This is a genomic window from Bacillus sp. AK128, from assembly GCF_053903075.1.
Genome location: NZ_CP096379.1, coordinates 4,285,819 through 4,302,094, shown reverse-complemented (window position 1 = coordinate 4,302,094; position 16,276 = coordinate 4,285,819). Strand labels below are relative to the sequence as shown.

The 16,276-nt window shown below is 37.6% G+C and carries 11 protein-coding genes; 8 read left to right on the top strand and 3 right to left on the bottom strand.

Going from position 1 to position 16,276, the window contains the following annotated elements; translation table 11 throughout:
* Window positions 1–125 precede the first annotated feature (125 nt).
* Window positions 126–2,120, top strand: a complete 1,995-nt coding sequence (locus tag M1D60_RS21550; protein WP_456276859.1) for a putative bifunctional diguanylate cyclase/phosphodiesterase — start codon at window positions 126–128, stop codon at window positions 2,118–2,120.
* Window positions 2,121–2,258: 138 nt separating this feature from the next.
* Here M1D60_RS21550 and M1D60_RS21545 read toward each other — a convergent pair whose 3' ends face one another.
* Entirely contained in the window at window positions 2,259–2,633 is a 375-nt protein-coding gene (locus tag M1D60_RS21545; RefSeq protein WP_456276858.1) for an SET domain-containing protein, read from the bottom strand.
* A gap of 245 nt (window positions 2,634–2,878) precedes the next feature.
* Between M1D60_RS21545 and M1D60_RS21540 the strand changes: the two genes are divergently transcribed.
* The 3 genes from M1D60_RS21540 (at window position 2,879) to M1D60_RS21530 (ending at window position 6,089) form a co-directional block, all read left to right on the top strand.
* On the top strand, window positions 2,879–3,316 hold the full coding sequence (locus tag M1D60_RS21540; RefSeq protein WP_456276857.1) for a universal stress protein: 438 nt from the start codon (window positions 2,879–2,881) through the stop codon (window positions 3,314–3,316).
* A gap of 44 nt (window positions 3,317–3,360) precedes the next feature.
* Window positions 3,361–3,786 carry a universal stress protein gene (locus tag M1D60_RS21535; protein ID WP_456276856.1) on the top strand — a complete coding sequence of 142 codons (426 nt, stop codon included), beginning with the start codon at window positions 3,361–3,363 and terminating at the stop codon, window positions 3,784–3,786.
* Window positions 3,787–4,001: 215 nt separating this feature from the next.
* The gene (locus M1D60_RS21530; protein WP_456276855.1) at window positions 4,002–6,089 is read left to right on the top strand and encodes a transglycosylase domain-containing protein; all 2,088 of its coding nucleotides are present in this window, start codon (window positions 4,002–4,004) and stop codon (window positions 6,087–6,089) included.
* Window positions 6,090–6,167: 78 nt separating this feature from the next.
* On the opposite strand, the gene M1D60_RS21525 is transcribed toward M1D60_RS21530, so the two are convergent.
* The gene (locus M1D60_RS21525; protein ID WP_456276854.1) at window positions 6,168–6,677 is read right to left on the bottom strand and encodes an OsmC family protein; all 510 of its coding nucleotides are present in this window, start codon (window positions 6,675–6,677) and stop codon (window positions 6,168–6,170) included.
* A 367-nt stretch (window positions 6,678–7,044) separates the two neighbouring features.
* Here M1D60_RS21525 and M1D60_RS21520 point away from each other — a divergent pair, with 367 nt between their 5' ends.
* The 3 genes from M1D60_RS21520 to M1D60_RS21510 all read left to right on the top strand — a co-directional run bounded on the left by M1D60_RS21520 (window position 7,045) and on the right by M1D60_RS21510 (window position 13,297).
* Window positions 7,045–8,517, top strand: coding sequence for a protein adenylyltransferase SelO (locus M1D60_RS21520; protein WP_456276853.1), 1,473 nt, complete (start codon window positions 7,045–7,047; stop codon window positions 8,515–8,517).
* A 254-nt stretch (window positions 8,518–8,771) separates the two neighbouring features.
* On the top strand, window positions 8,772–10,169 hold the full coding sequence (rlmD, locus tag M1D60_RS21515; RefSeq protein WP_456276852.1) for a 23S rRNA (uracil(1939)-C(5))-methyltransferase RlmD: 1,398 nt from the start codon (window positions 8,772–8,774) through the stop codon (window positions 10,167–10,169).
* 326 nt (window positions 10,170–10,495) lie between these two features.
* Window positions 10,496–13,297: a carbohydrate-binding domain-containing protein gene (locus tag M1D60_RS21510; RefSeq protein WP_456276851.1), complete on the top strand. Its 2,802-nt coding sequence runs from the start codon at window positions 10,496–10,498 to the stop codon at window positions 13,295–13,297.
* Window positions 13,298–13,852: 555 nt separating this feature from the next.
* Here M1D60_RS21510 and M1D60_RS21505 read toward each other — a convergent pair.
* Complete coding sequence (locus M1D60_RS21505) at window positions 13,853–14,080, bottom strand: DUF202 domain-containing protein (protein ID WP_456276850.1); 228 nt, start codon at window positions 14,078–14,080, stop codon at window positions 13,853–13,855.
* Window positions 14,081–14,499: 419 nt separating this feature from the next.
* Between M1D60_RS21505 and M1D60_RS21500 the strand changes: the two genes are divergently transcribed.
* Window positions 14,500–15,726 carry a TolB family protein gene (locus M1D60_RS21500; protein WP_456276849.1) on the top strand — a complete coding sequence of 409 codons (1,227 nt, stop codon included), beginning with the start codon at window positions 14,500–14,502 and terminating at the stop codon, window positions 15,724–15,726.
* The last annotated feature ends 550 nt before the right edge of the window (window positions 15,727–16,276 follow it).

Sequence of the window (16,276 nt, the reverse complement as noted above, 5' to 3'; positions counted from 1 at the left end):
GGGTTTTAACATGGTCTTTTTACCATCTCGTTCTTAATAATTCTGCAGAGGCACTTATCCCAAAGATTCTCTTCATATTTCAGAACGTTTCTTATTTTGTGGCACTTTTAATTATGATGGATGTTATGAAAAAAAATAACATTTTAACCATCCGTTTCGTATTTGATATTTTAATTGTTATGTCTGTTGCGGGAACTTTTATTTGGTTTTTTATTATAAATCCTTTGATTAACAATATTAATGAGCACTCATTTTTAATTATTGATTTATTGTACCCAGTATTAGATTTAGGTGTGTTGGCAGGAGTCCTTAGTCTTATAATTGCCTCTAATAGTATTTTTACGAAGACTACATCTTACTTATTAGTTATTGGATTATTAATTCAAATTATTGCGGATTTAAATTTTTCTTATTTAACCATTAAAAACCTGTATTCTGTAGGAAGTATATCCGATACATTATGGATTATATCAATCCTAGTTATTGGATTAGCAGGACTACACCATGAAATGGGAGAAAAGCAGGAAGATAAACAGGGCTCTCCATCTATGGAAAAAAAGGGTCTGTTCTTAAAACACAGTTTTCCGTATATAGGTGTAATCCTGCTTTCTATTTACGTAATTATACAAATTCAGCATAGTACCCCAATTGTAATAGGCTTGTTTCTAAGTATATTACTAGTAATCCTAAGACAGGTCTTTACATTGCTTGATAATGATAAATTAGTATCGGACTTAAATAATTTAAATGAAGAATTAGAAATCAAAGTAAAAGAGAGAACAGACCGGCTAGTAGAAACTATTAACCAGATGGAACATTTGGCCTTTCATGACGTTGTAACAGGCCTTCCTAATAGACGTTTTATTGAAAAAAGATTAAGCCGTGCTATCCAAACTAGTAATTCCAAAAGGGAAAGAAAAATTGCCTTTTTATTATTGGATCTTGATAGATTTAAACAAATAAATGATAGTCTTGGCCACTCATATGGAGATCTTTTATTAAAGGAAGTCGGGAATAGGTTGAGCCTTTCAATGGAACCCAATGAACTAGTATGTCGTATCGGTGGCGATGAATATGCCATATTACTAGAAAATGTAAATAAATCTAAAATTGAAAGAAGAGCTGAAAAAATATTACAAGTTTTACGTGAGGCTTATGACATTTCTGGGATTGACCTTCACGTCACTCCTAGTATTGGAATCTCTATTTATCCAGATCATGGTAAAGATTTTGAAGCACTCCTTATGAAAGCTGATATGGCTATGTATAAAGTAAAGGAAAACGGAAAAAATCATTTTAGAATTTATGACGAAACGATGGATAACCAATCCAAGCTAGCCTTAGAAAACTCATTAAGAAAAGGTCTTGAAAGAGATGAGTTTGAGTTGTTTTACCAGCCTCAGATTTTATTGGAAAGTGGGCAGTTGTCTGGTGTCGAAGCATTACTTCGATGGCAGTCACCGACTCAAGGTATGATTCCTCCGTCTGATTTTATACCAATTGCAGAGGAAACAGGGCTGATTCTCCCTATTGGTGAATGGGTATTGAGGGAGGCTTGCCACCAATCTGTTAAATGGGAGAAGCTGGGACTTAGCTCGATTAGGATAGCAGTGAATATTTCTTCCATTCAGTTTCAGCAAAGCAACTTTATTGACACAGTAGCTAAAATCATCAAAGAAACAAAAGCCAATCCAAATAACATTGAATTAGAGATTACTGAAAGTGTAGCATTAGATTTTATTGATGATACCATCTTTAAATTGTCGCAATTGAAGAAAATGGGATTTTATATTGCAATGGATGATTTTGGAACAGGCTATTCTTCTTTACAATATTTGAGTAAACTTCCAATAGACCGTCTGAAGATCGATCGTTCATTTATTTCTTTATTAAATTCAAGTGAAAAAAATGACGCGATTGTTAAGCTAATTGTTATGATGGCAAAAGGATTACATTTCAAGGTTATAGCCGAAGGTGTGGAAACGGAAAGTCAAAGGTCCTTTCTTACAAACATTGATTGTGATGAAATTCAGGGCTATCTAATTAGTCCTCCATTGAAGCTTGAAGCTTGTCAAACATTTCTACGAGATTTAAGTTCAACTATAAAGGTTAAGAGTTAGTCAAGAATTTAAAGCCTGGTCCACCCATTACGGGTTGACCGGGCTTTTTTGTAGGAGAACTTCCTAGATACATATAAAAGAAAAGAAAGACGGGATTTTATAGATAAAATCCCGTCTTTACTTATTTGAGAAAAAGATTTATTTATTAAACCACAGAGGAGTATCGTCATCGATATCACCATTATAATTTATGAGAATTTCTTCTCCCGCTTTTATATCCCTTAGAGCGAAATAATCAAACGTGTGTTTTTCAAAACTAATATCATAGGTTGCATTTGGCTTATATGAGTGATTGAACAGCATGCCATAACCTAGAACAATGGCACTATGGTTAATGCCATACTCATATACGTAGTCATCAAGAACGGTCTTCTCGATATATTTATGCTGATCGTTAGGGTAGGGGACAACAGGAGCTTCGTGGAAAAGCTCTCCTTTTTTAATATCCTGAGTCGCAAATACTCCTCTGTTGAATTCACCTTTACTTAATGGAGAGGTCCTTACTTCAATCATATTATTCACCTGCTTGTTTATTATGTCTTTCACTTAACTTTACCATTGTTAAGGAGAGAATGAAATCCCAACAGATTACGAGAAGATTCTTGTATTCGACAAATCAGCCTTTCACCTGTCGAGTAAATGTTATTGGATAAGTGATAATCATCACATTCAAAGTCAACCCACCTCTATTATCATAATAAGTGAAGGATGAAATATTTTCCTTTAAAAAAGTGAAAATCAGAAGAGGATGTGTGTTAATGATGAACAAACCTTCTAAGATTTTAGTTGCCTATGATGGGTCAGAGTTAAGTAAAAAAGCTTTAGAATATGCTAAAATGCTAGTCTTACAGGATAAACAAGCAGAGTTAGAGGTCGTCACGGTGATGACTGTTGGTGCATTTTTAGGTGCCTATGAAGCTTATTCTTATATGGAAATTCGAAAAAACGCTGAGGCAGTAGCAAAGTCTAGATTAGAGGAAGTACAGGAGCTATTGAAGACTATCCCTAATCACACCGAAGTAAAACTCCTTGAAGGGAATCCGGCTGATCAGCTTATCAAGTATGCTGAGGAAAAGAGTATTGATGTGATTGTAATGGGAAGCAGGGGATTAGGTAAAGTTAGAGAATTCTTCCTAGGAAGTGTAAGCCATAATGTTGTTCAAATGGCCAAATGTCCTGTGTTTATTATAAAATAGGTGAGGGTTTCCTTCACAGATTGATGGAGAAGAGGATGTGTAACATGATGAAATCTTCCAGGATTTTGGTTGCTTATGATGGATCTGATTTAAGTGAAAAGGCATTAGAATATGCAAAGATGCTGGTATTACAAAATGAAAATTCAGAACTTGTAATCGTAACAGTCATTCAATTTTTACGAGCTTATGAAACATACTCCTTTAATGAATTAAAAAAAGCTGTAGTAGCTGAAGCAAATGAAAAAATTATAGAAGTAAAGAAAATGTTACAAACCATCCCTAACAAAACGGGAGTCGAGCTTCTTGAAGGAGACCCTGCTATTGAAATTACTAAATATGCCGAAGAAAAGAATGTTGATCTCATTGTGATTGGTAGCCGAGGATTAGGTAAAGTGAGAGAGTTATTCTTAGGAAGTGTAAGCCATAATGTTGTCCAAACGGCAAAATGCCCGGTGTTTATTATAAAATAGTGGTATGAATTTTAATTGTACTAATAAACAGATTTCCATATATAGCAGACAATCCACCTTAATTGAAAGGTGGATTGTTTCAATTAATGAGTATTAACTTATTGAATTAAGCCAATTTATTAGTAAAGAGTGAACGAGGAAACATTTGGTCTTTACCTAACAGGCAGGTGATATAATAGATACATAGATTTTTCTGTTAAAGAAGTGAGGATGTCATGGAAAAAGTTAAAAAACATAGTTATATATTCTTACAATATGTAAGGCGATTTTGGAGAGAAAAGAAAGTTACCAAAATTCTTCTATTACTCTTTCTTTTATTCATACTATTTACGATGGCCTATTTCACCTTTGTTGCTGCAACAGCAAACGTGCAGAGCCTAAAAGATGGACTTAATCAGTCGACGATTATATATGATAAAGATGAAGAGGTAGCAAGTACGATAATAACAAGTCGTACGGAGGGTGTAGACTATCAGGATATACCTAAACATGTTGAGCAAGCTGTTATTTCCATAGAAGATCAACGTTTTTATGAGCATAATGGTTTTGATATAAGAGGCATGACTAGAGCCTTTTTTAATAACTTAGTATCTGGAAGGATTACAGGCGGAGGGAGTACGATCACTCAACAGCTAACGAAAAATGCACTACTATCGCCTCAGAAAACCTATCGACGTAAAATAGAAGAGCTCTTTCTAGCTGTAGAAATAGAGAAGAATTATAAAAAAGAAGAAATCTTAGAGATGTATGTTAACCAAGTGTACTTTGGAAGTGGTGCTTGGGGGATAAATCAAGCATCTAAAAAGTACTTTAACAAACCAATTACTGAGGTAACGATTAGTGAAGCTGCCATGCTCGCTGGATTATTACAGGCACCTTCCGCTAGAAATCCATATCAACATTATGATCGGGCTATGGAAAGAAGAAATGTTGTATTAAAAAAGATGGAGGAGCAGGGGTATATTACGAAGGATGAATATGACCTGGCTATTAAAGAGTCAATCGCATTAGTAGATGGTGGAGGAAGTGCAATTAAACGGCAATATCCTTATTATAGTGATGCTGTAATTGATGAAGCGATAACTCGATATGGACTTACTCAAGAGGAGATTTTAACTAGAGGGTACCGAATATATACGGAGATGGATCAATTGATACAGGCTGATCTTGAAAAAGTTTATGCGAAGGACTCGCTCTTTCCAAAAGGAAAAAAGGGGACACTGGTTCAAAGTGGTGCGGTCATTCTTGATCCCGAATCTGGTGGTGTACGTGGACTTGTTGGAGGTAGAGGAGAGTATGTGTTTAGAGGTTTTAACCGTGCAACCCATATGAAGGCTCAGCCGGGATCAACGCTTAAGCCAATGGCCGTATACAGCCCAGCGATTGAGGAAGGCTATTTGACAACCTCTATGTTAGTGGATGAACCTCTTACTTTTGGAGACTATCAGCCTCAGAATGCATCTAGAGAATTTACGGGTGAAATGCCTATGTATCAAGCATTAGAGCGTTCGCAAAATGTCCCGGCCGTGTGGCTATTAGATCAAATTGGCTTACAAAAAGGGATAGCTTCTTTAAAGAAGTTTGGAATCCCACTTGAAAAGGAAGATGAATATTTAGGAATTGCACTTGGGGGCATGCATAAAGGCGTATCTCCACTTCAATTAGCAGAGGCATACTCTGTTTTTCCTAACAAAGGAATAAAAAAGGATAGTCATCTCATTGTTAAAATTGTGGGACCGACCGGAAATGTTATAGCAGAGCATGACCCTGTTAATGGTAGAGTGACCTCTGAGGTAACAGCCAACGAAATCACCTCTATGTTGTTAAATGTAGTGGAAACAGGAACAGGGAAAGGAACTCAGCTAAAGGGAGTAGAACTAGCAGGAAAAACTGGTTCCACGCAGCTCCCGTATAGTGATATTAAGGGGACGAAAGATCAATGGTTTGCTGGTTATACGCCTAATCTGGTAGGGGTAGTTTGGCTTGGTTATGACAAAACAGATCGAGAGCACTACCTACCAAACAGTACGGCGGAGAATGTTGTACCCATTTTTCGAGCTATGATGGAACAGGCTACCCAGCATGTTGAGTATCAAGAATTTGATGTAGTCAGTGTTAATGCAAGATTAGCGGGACATTCAAAGAAGGAAGATAAATATGAAGAGGTAAAAGAGTCAGTAAAAAAAGTGGGAGAAAAAATAAAAGAAGAAGCTCCTGGATGGAAAGAGAAGATCGATGCAGTGATTTTAAAGGTCGTAGATCACGTAGTAGATGGGATTGAGGGTATTCGGGAGAATTGGTAAGGTATAAAAACAAAAAGGGTGAGGAGAACTTTACAACTAGAGAAGTTCTCCTCACCCTTATTTATTCAACGACAATCTTTACTTTGCAACACTATGTAAAACATCAACTTTTGTTGCATTTGAAATCGTCTGTTTTACAACACAATAACGATCAGTTAATTTAAGAAGTGTTGCTAATTGTTCCTCAGAGGCATCTGTATCAAGATCAAATTTTAATCTAATATCTGAAAAGCCGACTGGAGCTTCTTTGGATACACCTAAAGTTCCGCGGAAATCTAAATCTCCTTCAGCTGTAATAGTTCCACCACGCAACTCAATTTCAAGAGAGGTTGCGACAGCTTTAAGAGTAACTCCCGCACAAGCAACTAGTGCTTCAAGAAGCATATCACCAGAGCATGCTGCCATTCCTGTTCCACCAGTAGCTGGGTGAAGACCAGCTTCAACTAATGCTTTTCCAGTTTTAACACTGCAGCTTACTCCTTCACCAATTGTACCTTCAGCTTGTAATGTAATCATAGCTTGATTCGGATCCTCACGATATTTTTCCTTTAAAGGGGCTTGAAGTCCGCGTAATTCTTCACTTTTCATAATTAATTCCTCACCTTCTAATTAGCTTTCGGCCGGGTAGGCTTTACTGGTTAACTTACTATTCAGATATTCTTTATATAACCACGCATTTTTTTCCATATAAGAAAGGCCACCCAATTTGCCAGGGCTTTGAAATATAATATTAGCATATTTATGGTAAAATTGTCTAAATTAATACTCTATTTCTAAAATTCGTATAATGTATTAAGCAATTGATAACGCTGATGGTGTAAAACCTGTTGGCTCATAGTAAATGAATGACCTATCAGTATGTGACAGAGTATAATAACAGGCAAGAAGAAGAAAATAATCAAGCGATCGTGTGGAAACTGGGTACATAAAATCAAAATATAAAAGGTGATATGAAATGACAGAGGAAAAAGCAGGAATAGAAGCGGGCTGGCACTTAGATAATAGTTATGCCAGGTTGCCAAAGACGTTTTATACCAGTCAGAAGCCAACTCCTGTAAGTTCACCGGAACTTATTGTGTTAAACGAACCGTTAGCAAGAGCACTTGGATTTGACTCGAGTCAACTGTCAGAGAAAGAAAGTGTGGAGGTGTTTGCAGGTAACAAAATTCCTGAAGGTTCCGCACCTCTTGCTGAAGCGTATGCAGGACATCAGTTTGGTCACTTTAATATGTTAGGAGACGGAAGGGCAATCTTACTCGGAGAGCAAATTAGTCAAAATGATGAACGATTTGATATTCAATTGAAAGGATCAGGGAGAACTCCATACTCACGTGGTGGTGACGGTCGAGCTACACTTGGTCCAATGCTAAGGGAATACATAATTAGTGAAGCAATGAATGCCCTTGGTATTCCAACTACTCGAAGTTTAGCGGTAGTTACAACAGGTGAACCGGTAATGCGAGAAACAGAATTACCAGGTGCGATTCTGACGCGTGTGGCAGCAAGTCATTTACGAGTGGGTACTTTTCAATACGCGGCGAAATGGGGAACAGATGAAGAGCTTAAGACTCTTGCAGACTATGCCATAAAACGTCATTATCCAGAGATTGAAAATCATGAGGAGCGATATCTTTCTCTGCTTAAAGCAGTAATGAACAGACAGGCAAAGCTTATTGCTCAATGGCAGCTTGTTGGTTTTATCCACGGAGTTATGAATACTGATAATATGACTATTAGTGGGGAAACGATTGATTATGGTCCGTGTGCATTTATGAATCAGTACGACCCGGAAACAGTTTTTAGTTCTATTGATCGAAACGGTCGCTATTCCTATGGAAACCAGCCACAGCTTGCCGGATGGAATCTTGCTCGGTTTGCCGAAAGCCTATTAGCTCTTTTACATGACGATATCGATGAGGCTGTAAAAATAGCACAGGACGCTGTAACTGAATTCCCAACGATTTTTAAAGGCTATTGGCTAGAAGGAATGAGAGCAAAGCTTGGTATTTTTAACGAAGAGAGTCAAGATGAAGCCTTGATTGAAGAGCTACTCGGTTTGATGCATAAACATCAGGCAGATTTTACAAATACCTTCAATGCTCTTACCTTCGACACCATGGAAGATATAGACTTATTTAGAACACCAGAATTTAAGGAGTGGCAGGAAAAGTGGATGTCTAGACTCAGCAGGCAACAAGAGTCAAAGGAATCCTCTGTTGAATTAATGAAAAAGAGTAATCCAGGAGTAATACCACGTAATCACCGAGTGGAAGAGGCATTAGAAGCAGCCTTAATAGGAGATTACTCTGTGATGGAGCAATTAGTAGAGGTTCTATCAACACCATTCGAACATTCTCCAGCACAGGCTGATTATTGTGAACTTCCAGAACAAACGGATCGTCCTTATCGAACCTATTGTGGTACTTGATTATATTAATAAAAAAAGTCTAAATCTATTGGGGTTTAGGCTTTTTTAGGTTTAGAATTTTAGATTTAGAATAGAGACATATAACTGCTGGGTGATAAAGAACAAGTTCCTGTATTCATTAAGGTAATATCTACAAGCTTTGAAATAATTCCAAATTGTTTCTATGTCCTTTATACTAGGTAGGTATGCTTTAAAATGAAACTTTATCTATAATTAATATACGAGATAAGTGAAAGATGTAAGGAGAGACGATAATGACTGGAACAAAAGGAGAAACAATGGTGGCACAAGTACGCCATTTAGATCAAAAGGGTTCAGGGTATGCGGAAGTTTGGAGAGATAATGAGCTAGGGAATCCTAAAAAGCTCAAGCTGATTATTCCGCAAACTCTTCCAGGAGAAAAGGTAAAGGTAACGGTTGAACACCACTGGCGTAAATTGAGAAAGACAGCAGCCGAAGAAATAGTAGAACTGCATCCAGAGAGAATGGATTCGCCCTGTCCTCATTTTGAAAAGTGTGGGGGATGTGTTTGGCAGCATTGGCAATACACTGGTCAATTAAAACAAAAAACGGATCATGTCAAACATGCAATTGAAGCAGAAGGATTTGATCCAAATCTAGTATTAGATACAATCGGTATGGATGATCCATGGCATTACCGTAACAAAATGGAGTTTACCTTTTCACCGGCGGGAGAGCTGGGCCTGCATGAACAAGGTAATTTCCGTAAGATCATTTCACTTGAAACCTGTTTAATTGCAGGAAAAGAAATGGTAGAAGCAGCAATGGAAGTCGCAAGCTGGGCAACTGAATATGAATTAAAAGGGTATGACAAGGACCTCCATGAAGGGTTATTACGTCATTTGATGGTTAGACAATCCTTTGCAACTGGTGAAATCATGTTGGCCCTTTTTGCAACCGAAGGACCTACTGCACATCTTCAAGAGGCAGCAGAAAACCTAGTAGAACGAATCAGCCAGAAAATCCCACAAGTGAAAAGCTTACTATGGCTAGAGAATACGAACTGGGCTGACCGAACTCAATCTGAAAAGACTCACGTATTAGCTGGTCGAGATTTTATATACGATGAAATGGATGGTTATCGTTTCCGTCTATGGTTTGATACCTTTTTCCAAACAAATCCGACCCAGGCACAAAAACTAGTAGACTTAGCGATTGAAATGGGACAACCTACAAAGTCAGAAAAGATGATTGATTTATTCTGTGGTGTCGGTACGTTCTCTCTACCTTTTGCTAGTAAAGTAGGCAAGCTGGCAGGAATCGAAATTGTCGAGAGTTCCATTGAGTCAGCAAAACGAAATGCATTAGATAACGGAATTGATAATACCACCTTTTTGGCAAAGGATGCTCGAACTGGAATTGACGAAATTCTAGAGAGCTTCGGGAAACCAGAATTATTATTACTTGATCCACCTCGATCAGGAGCGGGCGGAAAAGTAATGAGAAGAATTGGCCGTGCGCAGCCAGAGAGAATTGTATATGTTTCCTGTAATCCTGATACTTTTGCAACGGATATTAAAGAGCTTGAACAGTTCGGATATATCCTAGAAGTTGTTCAGCCTGTTGACTTGTTCCCACATACTGTTCATGTTGAAGCTGTTGCAAGGTTGGTATTGAAAAAGAATATATAAAACAGTGGTGGCGAGAGTTTGATTCTCGCCACCTTTTTTTAGTTCAAAAGAAGGAGCATGACATACGACTATTGACTTATTTTTCTAAAAAGTCATATTATTTATTATTTTTATCTAGAATTAATAAATTAAAAGAACTATAATGAGAACGAGGTAATTATGAAAGCGCTTTATTAAGAAGGGGGCGGTGAAAAGTTTAATTTAGCTGGTCTTTTATTTTTCCGTATTAAGAAACCGATTTCTTAATTTCGAAAGCGGTTTCTATCTTAGAAAGATTTACATATTAAATTTGTACTTTGTCCAATAAACATTAAGGAGGAATATATGTGAGAAGGAAATCTATTAAACGAACATTATCTTTAATGATCATAGTAGGACTATTAGCATCACTTCTACCAGCAATGGCAGGAGCAGTTGAATCTGATTATCAGTATTTACTACAGCAACCAGGAAAAAAGCCAAGTGAGGCAGGTGCCCTTAAAATTATTGATGTAGATGGACTAAAAACTTTGGGAGATCAAAATGGTGAACCCATCCAACTGCGGGGAATGAGTACACACGGACTACAGTGGTTCCCAGAAATTATAAATGACAATGCTTTTAAAGCGTTAGCGAATGATTGGGACTCAAATGTTGTACGTCTTGCTATGTATGTCGGAGAAAATGGTTATGCTTCAAACCCCGAAACAATAAAACAAAGAGTCATTGATGGAATTGAATTAGCTAAAGCCAACGATATGTATGTGATCGTCGATTGGCATGTTCATGCTCCTGGTGACCCAAATGCTGAGGTATATAGTGGAGCAATGGATTTCTTTAAAGAGATTTCATCACTATATCCAAATGATCCAAATATTATTTATGAGGTAGCAAATGAACCAAGCTCGAATGCACCTGGGGTAACTAATGATGAGGAAGGTTGGCAGGCAGTAAAGTCTTATGCTGAGCCTATCATTCAAATGCTACGTGAAACAGGAAATGAAAACCTTGTGATTGTCGGAAGTCCAAACTGGAGTCAGCGACCTGACCTGGCTGCAGATAATCCGATTGATGATGATAATACCATTTATACCGTTCACTTTTATTCTGGAACACACGCTCCTGCAACAGATAGTTCGGATCGAAATAATGTTATGAGTAATGCAATTTATGCACTAGAAAACGGTGTTTCCGTGTTTGCTTCTGAATGGGGTACGAGTGAGGCAAATGGAAATCACGGCCCCTACCTAGCTGAGGCAGATGTATGGCTAGACTTCTTAAACGCTAATAATATTAGCTGGGTAAACTGGTCATTAACGAATAAAAATGAGACTTCTGCTGCGTTTATTCCTTACGTATTAAACAAGTCAGAAGCAACCAATCTTGACCCGGGTGAAGATCAAGTTTGGGCTCCAAAGGAACTTAGTGTATCTGGTGAATATGTGAGAGCTCGTATTAAAGGAATTGCATATGAACCCATTGATCGTACACCGCGTGAAGACTATACTGAGATCGTTTGGGATTTTGATGATGGGACGACTCAGGGGTTTGGGCTAAATGGAGATAATCCCGTAGAAAATGTTGTTTTAAGTAATGATGGGAATCGGTTAAGAATTTCAGGATTGGATACAAGTGATGGTGTTTCATCAGGGGATATATGGAATAATCTTCGTATTTCCTCAGATGGGAGAAATCCGGGTACTGATATTCTAGGAGCTAAAGAAATTAAAATTGATGTAATTGTAGATGCATTAGATACAGTGGCTATTGCTGCGATCCCACAAAGCGCAGGAGCTAATGTTTGGTGGGGAGATCCAGTTAATGTTGTTGTCAATCCAGAAGACTTCGTTGAACAATCCGATGAAACGTATAAAGCAGTCCTAACGATTACACATGCAGAATCACCTTCACTGAAATTAATAGCGGAGCATCCTGAATCTAATATACTGAGTAATCTTGTATTATTTGTAGGGACAACAAACGCTAATACAGTAACTTTAGATAATATCACGTTCTCGGGCACGAGAGCAATTGTAGAACAACCAGTCGTTCACGACCCAATTGGTACCGCAACACTCCCTTCTGATTTTGAGGACCTTACTCGTCAAGGTTGGATTTGGGGTGGTGAATCTGGAGTTAAATCAGAATTAAAGATTTTAGAAGCAAATGGATCTAAGGCAATATCTTGGGAAACGGCTTATCCAGAGGCAAAGCCTGAAGACGGCTGGGTTTCTGCACCACGTTTAATGCTAAGTGGAATCAATGCGACCCGTGGTGATCAAAAATACTTAGCCTTTGATTTCTACCTTGAACCTGATCGTGCAAGTGAAGGAGCACTATCTATTAATCTGGCATTGGCTCCTCCAAGTCTAGGTTATTGGGCACAAGCAGTGGAAACATATGATATTGCATTGGATTCTTTTGAAAGTTTACCTAAAACAGCTGATGGATTATATCATTTTGAAGTTATGTTTGACCTTGACCAAATCAGAGATAATAAAGTTGTGACTCCTGACACGGTCCTTCGTGATATAACATTAGTTGTTGCAGATGCACAAAGTGATTTTGCCGGTAGAATGTATGTTGATAATGTTAGATTTTTTAATTATCCAGCGAACCCTATACCACAAGATGAGCGTCAATATGTGTCAGAACCAATTGTGGAAAGTGGATCGCTTCAACTTGAGCTTGAAGGAGACAATAAACAAGTATTAGTTCATGCAAATTCATCAACATTAAATGGGGAAAATTCGATCAATGTTACTAGTCAAGGTGTAACTGCTTCAATCTCTCCTGAGGTAATTGCAGAGTTAACGGAACTAATTCCTAATGGAGAGGAAGAAGAATCGTATCTTGCAGTTACTGCTTTTGAAGAGATGGTACCAAACCAGAAGAAGGGCAAACAGGCTGATTACAACTACTCCTTTAAACTATCTGCGATCACAAAAGATGATACAGAAATTTTGTTAGAGGAGTATAACTCTCCCGTTAAGCTTGAGTTAAAAGTAAAAGGTAAAAAGGACCGATTTAGTGTATTGTATGTTTCACCAACAGAAGAGACTGTCCCTGTTGTATCAAAGGTTCAGAAAGGGAAGGTTGTAGCAGATATAACTAAGTCCGGGGTTTATTTAGTGAAAGAACATAATTAATTAAGCTAGACCTAGAGGGTAAGATCCTCTAGGTCTTTTTTAAATGATTGTATTTCGATACATTTTACCTTATGAACGACCTTATCCAGTTGTTTTCACTTCACTCGGTCGTTCATCAACCTTATGAACGACCTTATCCAGTTGTTTTCACTTCATTCGGTCGTTCATCGCCTTAATGAACGCCCTTTACCAGCAGTTTTCACCTCACTCGGTCGTTCATCGCCTTAATGAACGCCCTTTACCAGCAGTTTTCACCTCATTCGGTCGTTCATCGCCTTAATGAACTCCCTTTACCAGCTGTTTTCACTACATTCGGTCGTTCATCGCCTTAATGAACGCCCTATTTCCACTGGTTTCACCTTACTTGGTCGTTCATCGCCTTTATGAACTCCCTTTACCAGCTGTTTTCACTACATTCGGTCGTTCATCGCCTTTATGAACGCCCTTTTCCAGTTGTTTTCCCTTCATTCGGTCGTTCAACGCCTTTTATGAATGCCCAGAGCCCAAGTAATTAAAAGTAAAAACCATTTTGATAATATAAAGGAGGTTTCTCTATTACTTTATATATTCCATCGATTTCATTGCTTTTTTAGAACGGAAGTAATTATGTACACCAATAAATAAAATAATAAGTCCTATTGATAATGAGATATAGGCTGTGAATTCTAACTTTTTATTCTCGCCAAAAAACTCAATTAGAGCAGCTGCTCCTGCGAAGAATGTGACAGAGGTTCGGATAAAAGCCAATAGCGTTCGTTTATTGGCTAATATGGTGCGTTCCATGGCAAGACGAGTTCTTTCCCATGCGAGTAAATCATCCGGAGATATTAAATTTCGGGTAAGGATATTTTTATTTTCGTTGATCTTATCTTCACTAGTTTGGGGTTGATTCTCGTGGATCATCAGATTAAGTTGACGAACAGAATTTATCGCTTTTAGTATTTGCTGATCTTGTCCTATTTTTAATTTCTCCTTTCAGCTTATAGATTAGCTCTTATAGTCGGTCTCTACATAGTATTTAGGAAATTGCGTTATTTATGTAATAACAATGATTTCAAACGAAAGCCTATTTCAGGCTATTTTAATATAAATTGTAATGGAGAAGTATTCAATCTTACAGGTTCCCGTTGTAACCTATCCCAATTCAAAAAGATTAAATGATAGCTCAAAATCCGGACAACCTATTAACAGGAGGTGTTCTGATGAGATTTTGTTTCTGTTTAGTTTTTTTAATGAGCTTGTGTATGAATACTTCGATTGTTTCAGCTGAAGTACCACTTAAGGCAGCCTTTATACGAAATGGTCAATTATGGATGGTAGAAGGAAATCAGGAAACCCAATTAACTGAAGGTAGACATATTTTTCGACCCAAGTGGTCACATGATGGGCGTTTTATTGCTTATTTAGATGGTGATGAAAATTTTGAAACGACGTACTTACATGTATACGACACTATAAACAAAGAAAGCTATCAGCCATATGAAACCATTGAAACTAGAAATTTTGAATGGTCACCTGTTGCAAATCAAATTGCTTATAATGCAGGTGGTGTACTAAATGTAACTAAAACGAAAAATGGTCGTCCGGAAGGATTTCAAAACGTATCATTAGGAACGGGAGATTTTACTTGGTTTCCAAATGGCAAAGAATTTATTGTTTCAACCCAAGCAAGTATCAGGCCTACCGGCTGGGGGCCGGTTCATCTCTATAAGGTACCTGCTGACGCAAACCTTGATGGAAGTAAAGTAAAGCCCTTTTATACCATTCAAACGAATGAGACGGATCTATTTGCGATTGATGCTGCTTTTTTTAAGTGGAGTTCGAATCAAAACTGGGTGAGCTTTTTGGCAATTCCAACAGCATCATGGTCAACTGACAGCAATACGCTTTGTGTCCTATCAAAAGAAGGAACTCATTTTCAACCAATTGGAAAAATGCTTATTAATGAAGATTGGTTTAAATGGTCTTCATTTGAAAATAAATTAGCATACATATCTGGCGAAGGAAGGTTTTATGTCGAGGATAAGAAAACCAAAATTGCAGATATCCCTATATCTAAACAGCAAAAGGAGTATACACCGAAGGGATTTGTTGATCTAGATCTAGAATGGTTCTCTAGGGATGAGATGATTGTGGCAAGGGCAGAGGAGAAAAAAAACTGGGATGAAGGTCCTGTACCAACTATGCATACAAGTCTACATTTGATTAACTTAAAATCCGGAGACCAAACTCAACTAACATTTCCAAACACAGATGAAATGGATAGAGATCCCCTTGTAGTTGATTCGTATATCACATGGTATAGAAGTCATAGTCAAGGTTTAGGAGATGTGTGGATCAAATACGGATTAAATGCAAAGCCGAAGATTTGGCTTAAGGATATTGAAAGTGGACCGGTCTTTTTTCAAAAGCAACTAACGACGAGGTGAAGAACCTCGTCTTTTTCTATTTATAGAGAATGTGGATAAAGAATAGAGCGTTCAGTTGGTTACTTCGTGTTGCTTTCAACCTTTACTATGACGTTTGTCGGAAGGAGAAAAAGCAAGTCAAGGTTACTTATGAGAAATTCGACTTTGCAGGTGAGTATCCAATACCAGGAAGACTATATGCAGACATCCTCATCAACTTGCGGAGCTAGAAAAATTGAGTATGGTCCGAGCATCAGTTTTAGATATAACAGTAGATTTAATTAATTTACCTTTATATAAAAACTAAGAGAAATCTAGTCACTGCAGTTAATGTGGTGGCTTTATTCTATTTGGTCGCTTTTACTCCCCGTAATAAGTCTTCCAATCATAACAACTCAAAAAACTCAAAAAACTCCCTATTCTGTAATTGCTAGAATCCAATAAATAAGTGTATCCTCCCTAATTTCTCATGAAAATCTAATTCTTTTTTAAGGTTTTGTTAAGGTTCATAAAAGATAATGTGAATGATCAGAAGAGTGGCATGGCCTCCTTTTATAAAGGGGAGATAGGT

What these genes read in the sequence shown, in the direction of transcription:
- rlmD (WP_456276852.1), top strand. Translation starts at nt 8,772, where the DNA reads ATGACTGGAACAAAAGGAGAAACAATGGTGGCACAAGTACGCCATTTA.
- M1D60_RS21535 (WP_456276856.1), top strand. Translation starts at nt 3,361, where the DNA reads ATGATGAAATCTTCCAGGATTTTGGTTGCTTATGATGGATCTGATTTA.
- M1D60_RS21525 (WP_456276854.1), bottom strand. Translation starts at nt 6,677, where the DNA reads ATGAAAAGTGAAGAATTACGCGGACTTCAAGCCCCTTTAAAGGAAAAA.
- M1D60_RS21505 (WP_456276850.1), bottom strand. Translation starts at nt 14,080, where the DNA reads ATGGAACGCACCATATTAGCCAATAAACGAACGCTATTGGCTTTTATC.
- M1D60_RS21540 (WP_456276857.1), top strand. Translation starts at nt 2,879, where the DNA reads ATGATGAACAAACCTTCTAAGATTTTAGTTGCCTATGATGGGTCAGAG.
- M1D60_RS21520 (WP_456276853.1), top strand. Translation starts at nt 7,045, where the DNA reads ATGACAGAGGAAAAAGCAGGAATAGAAGCGGGCTGGCACTTAGATAAT.
- M1D60_RS21530 (WP_456276855.1), top strand. Translation starts at nt 4,002, where the DNA reads ATGGAAAAAGTTAAAAAACATAGTTATATATTCTTACAATATGTAAGG.
- M1D60_RS21550 (WP_456276859.1), top strand. Translation starts at nt 126, where the DNA reads ATGAAAAAAAATAACATTTTAACCATCCGTTTCGTATTTGATATTTTA.
- M1D60_RS21545 (WP_456276858.1), bottom strand. Translation starts at nt 2,633, where the DNA reads ATGATTGAAGTAAGGACCTCTCCATTAAGTAAAGGTGAATTCAACAGA.
- M1D60_RS21500 (WP_456276849.1), top strand. Translation starts at nt 14,500, where the DNA reads ATGAGATTTTGTTTCTGTTTAGTTTTTTTAATGAGCTTGTGTATGAAT.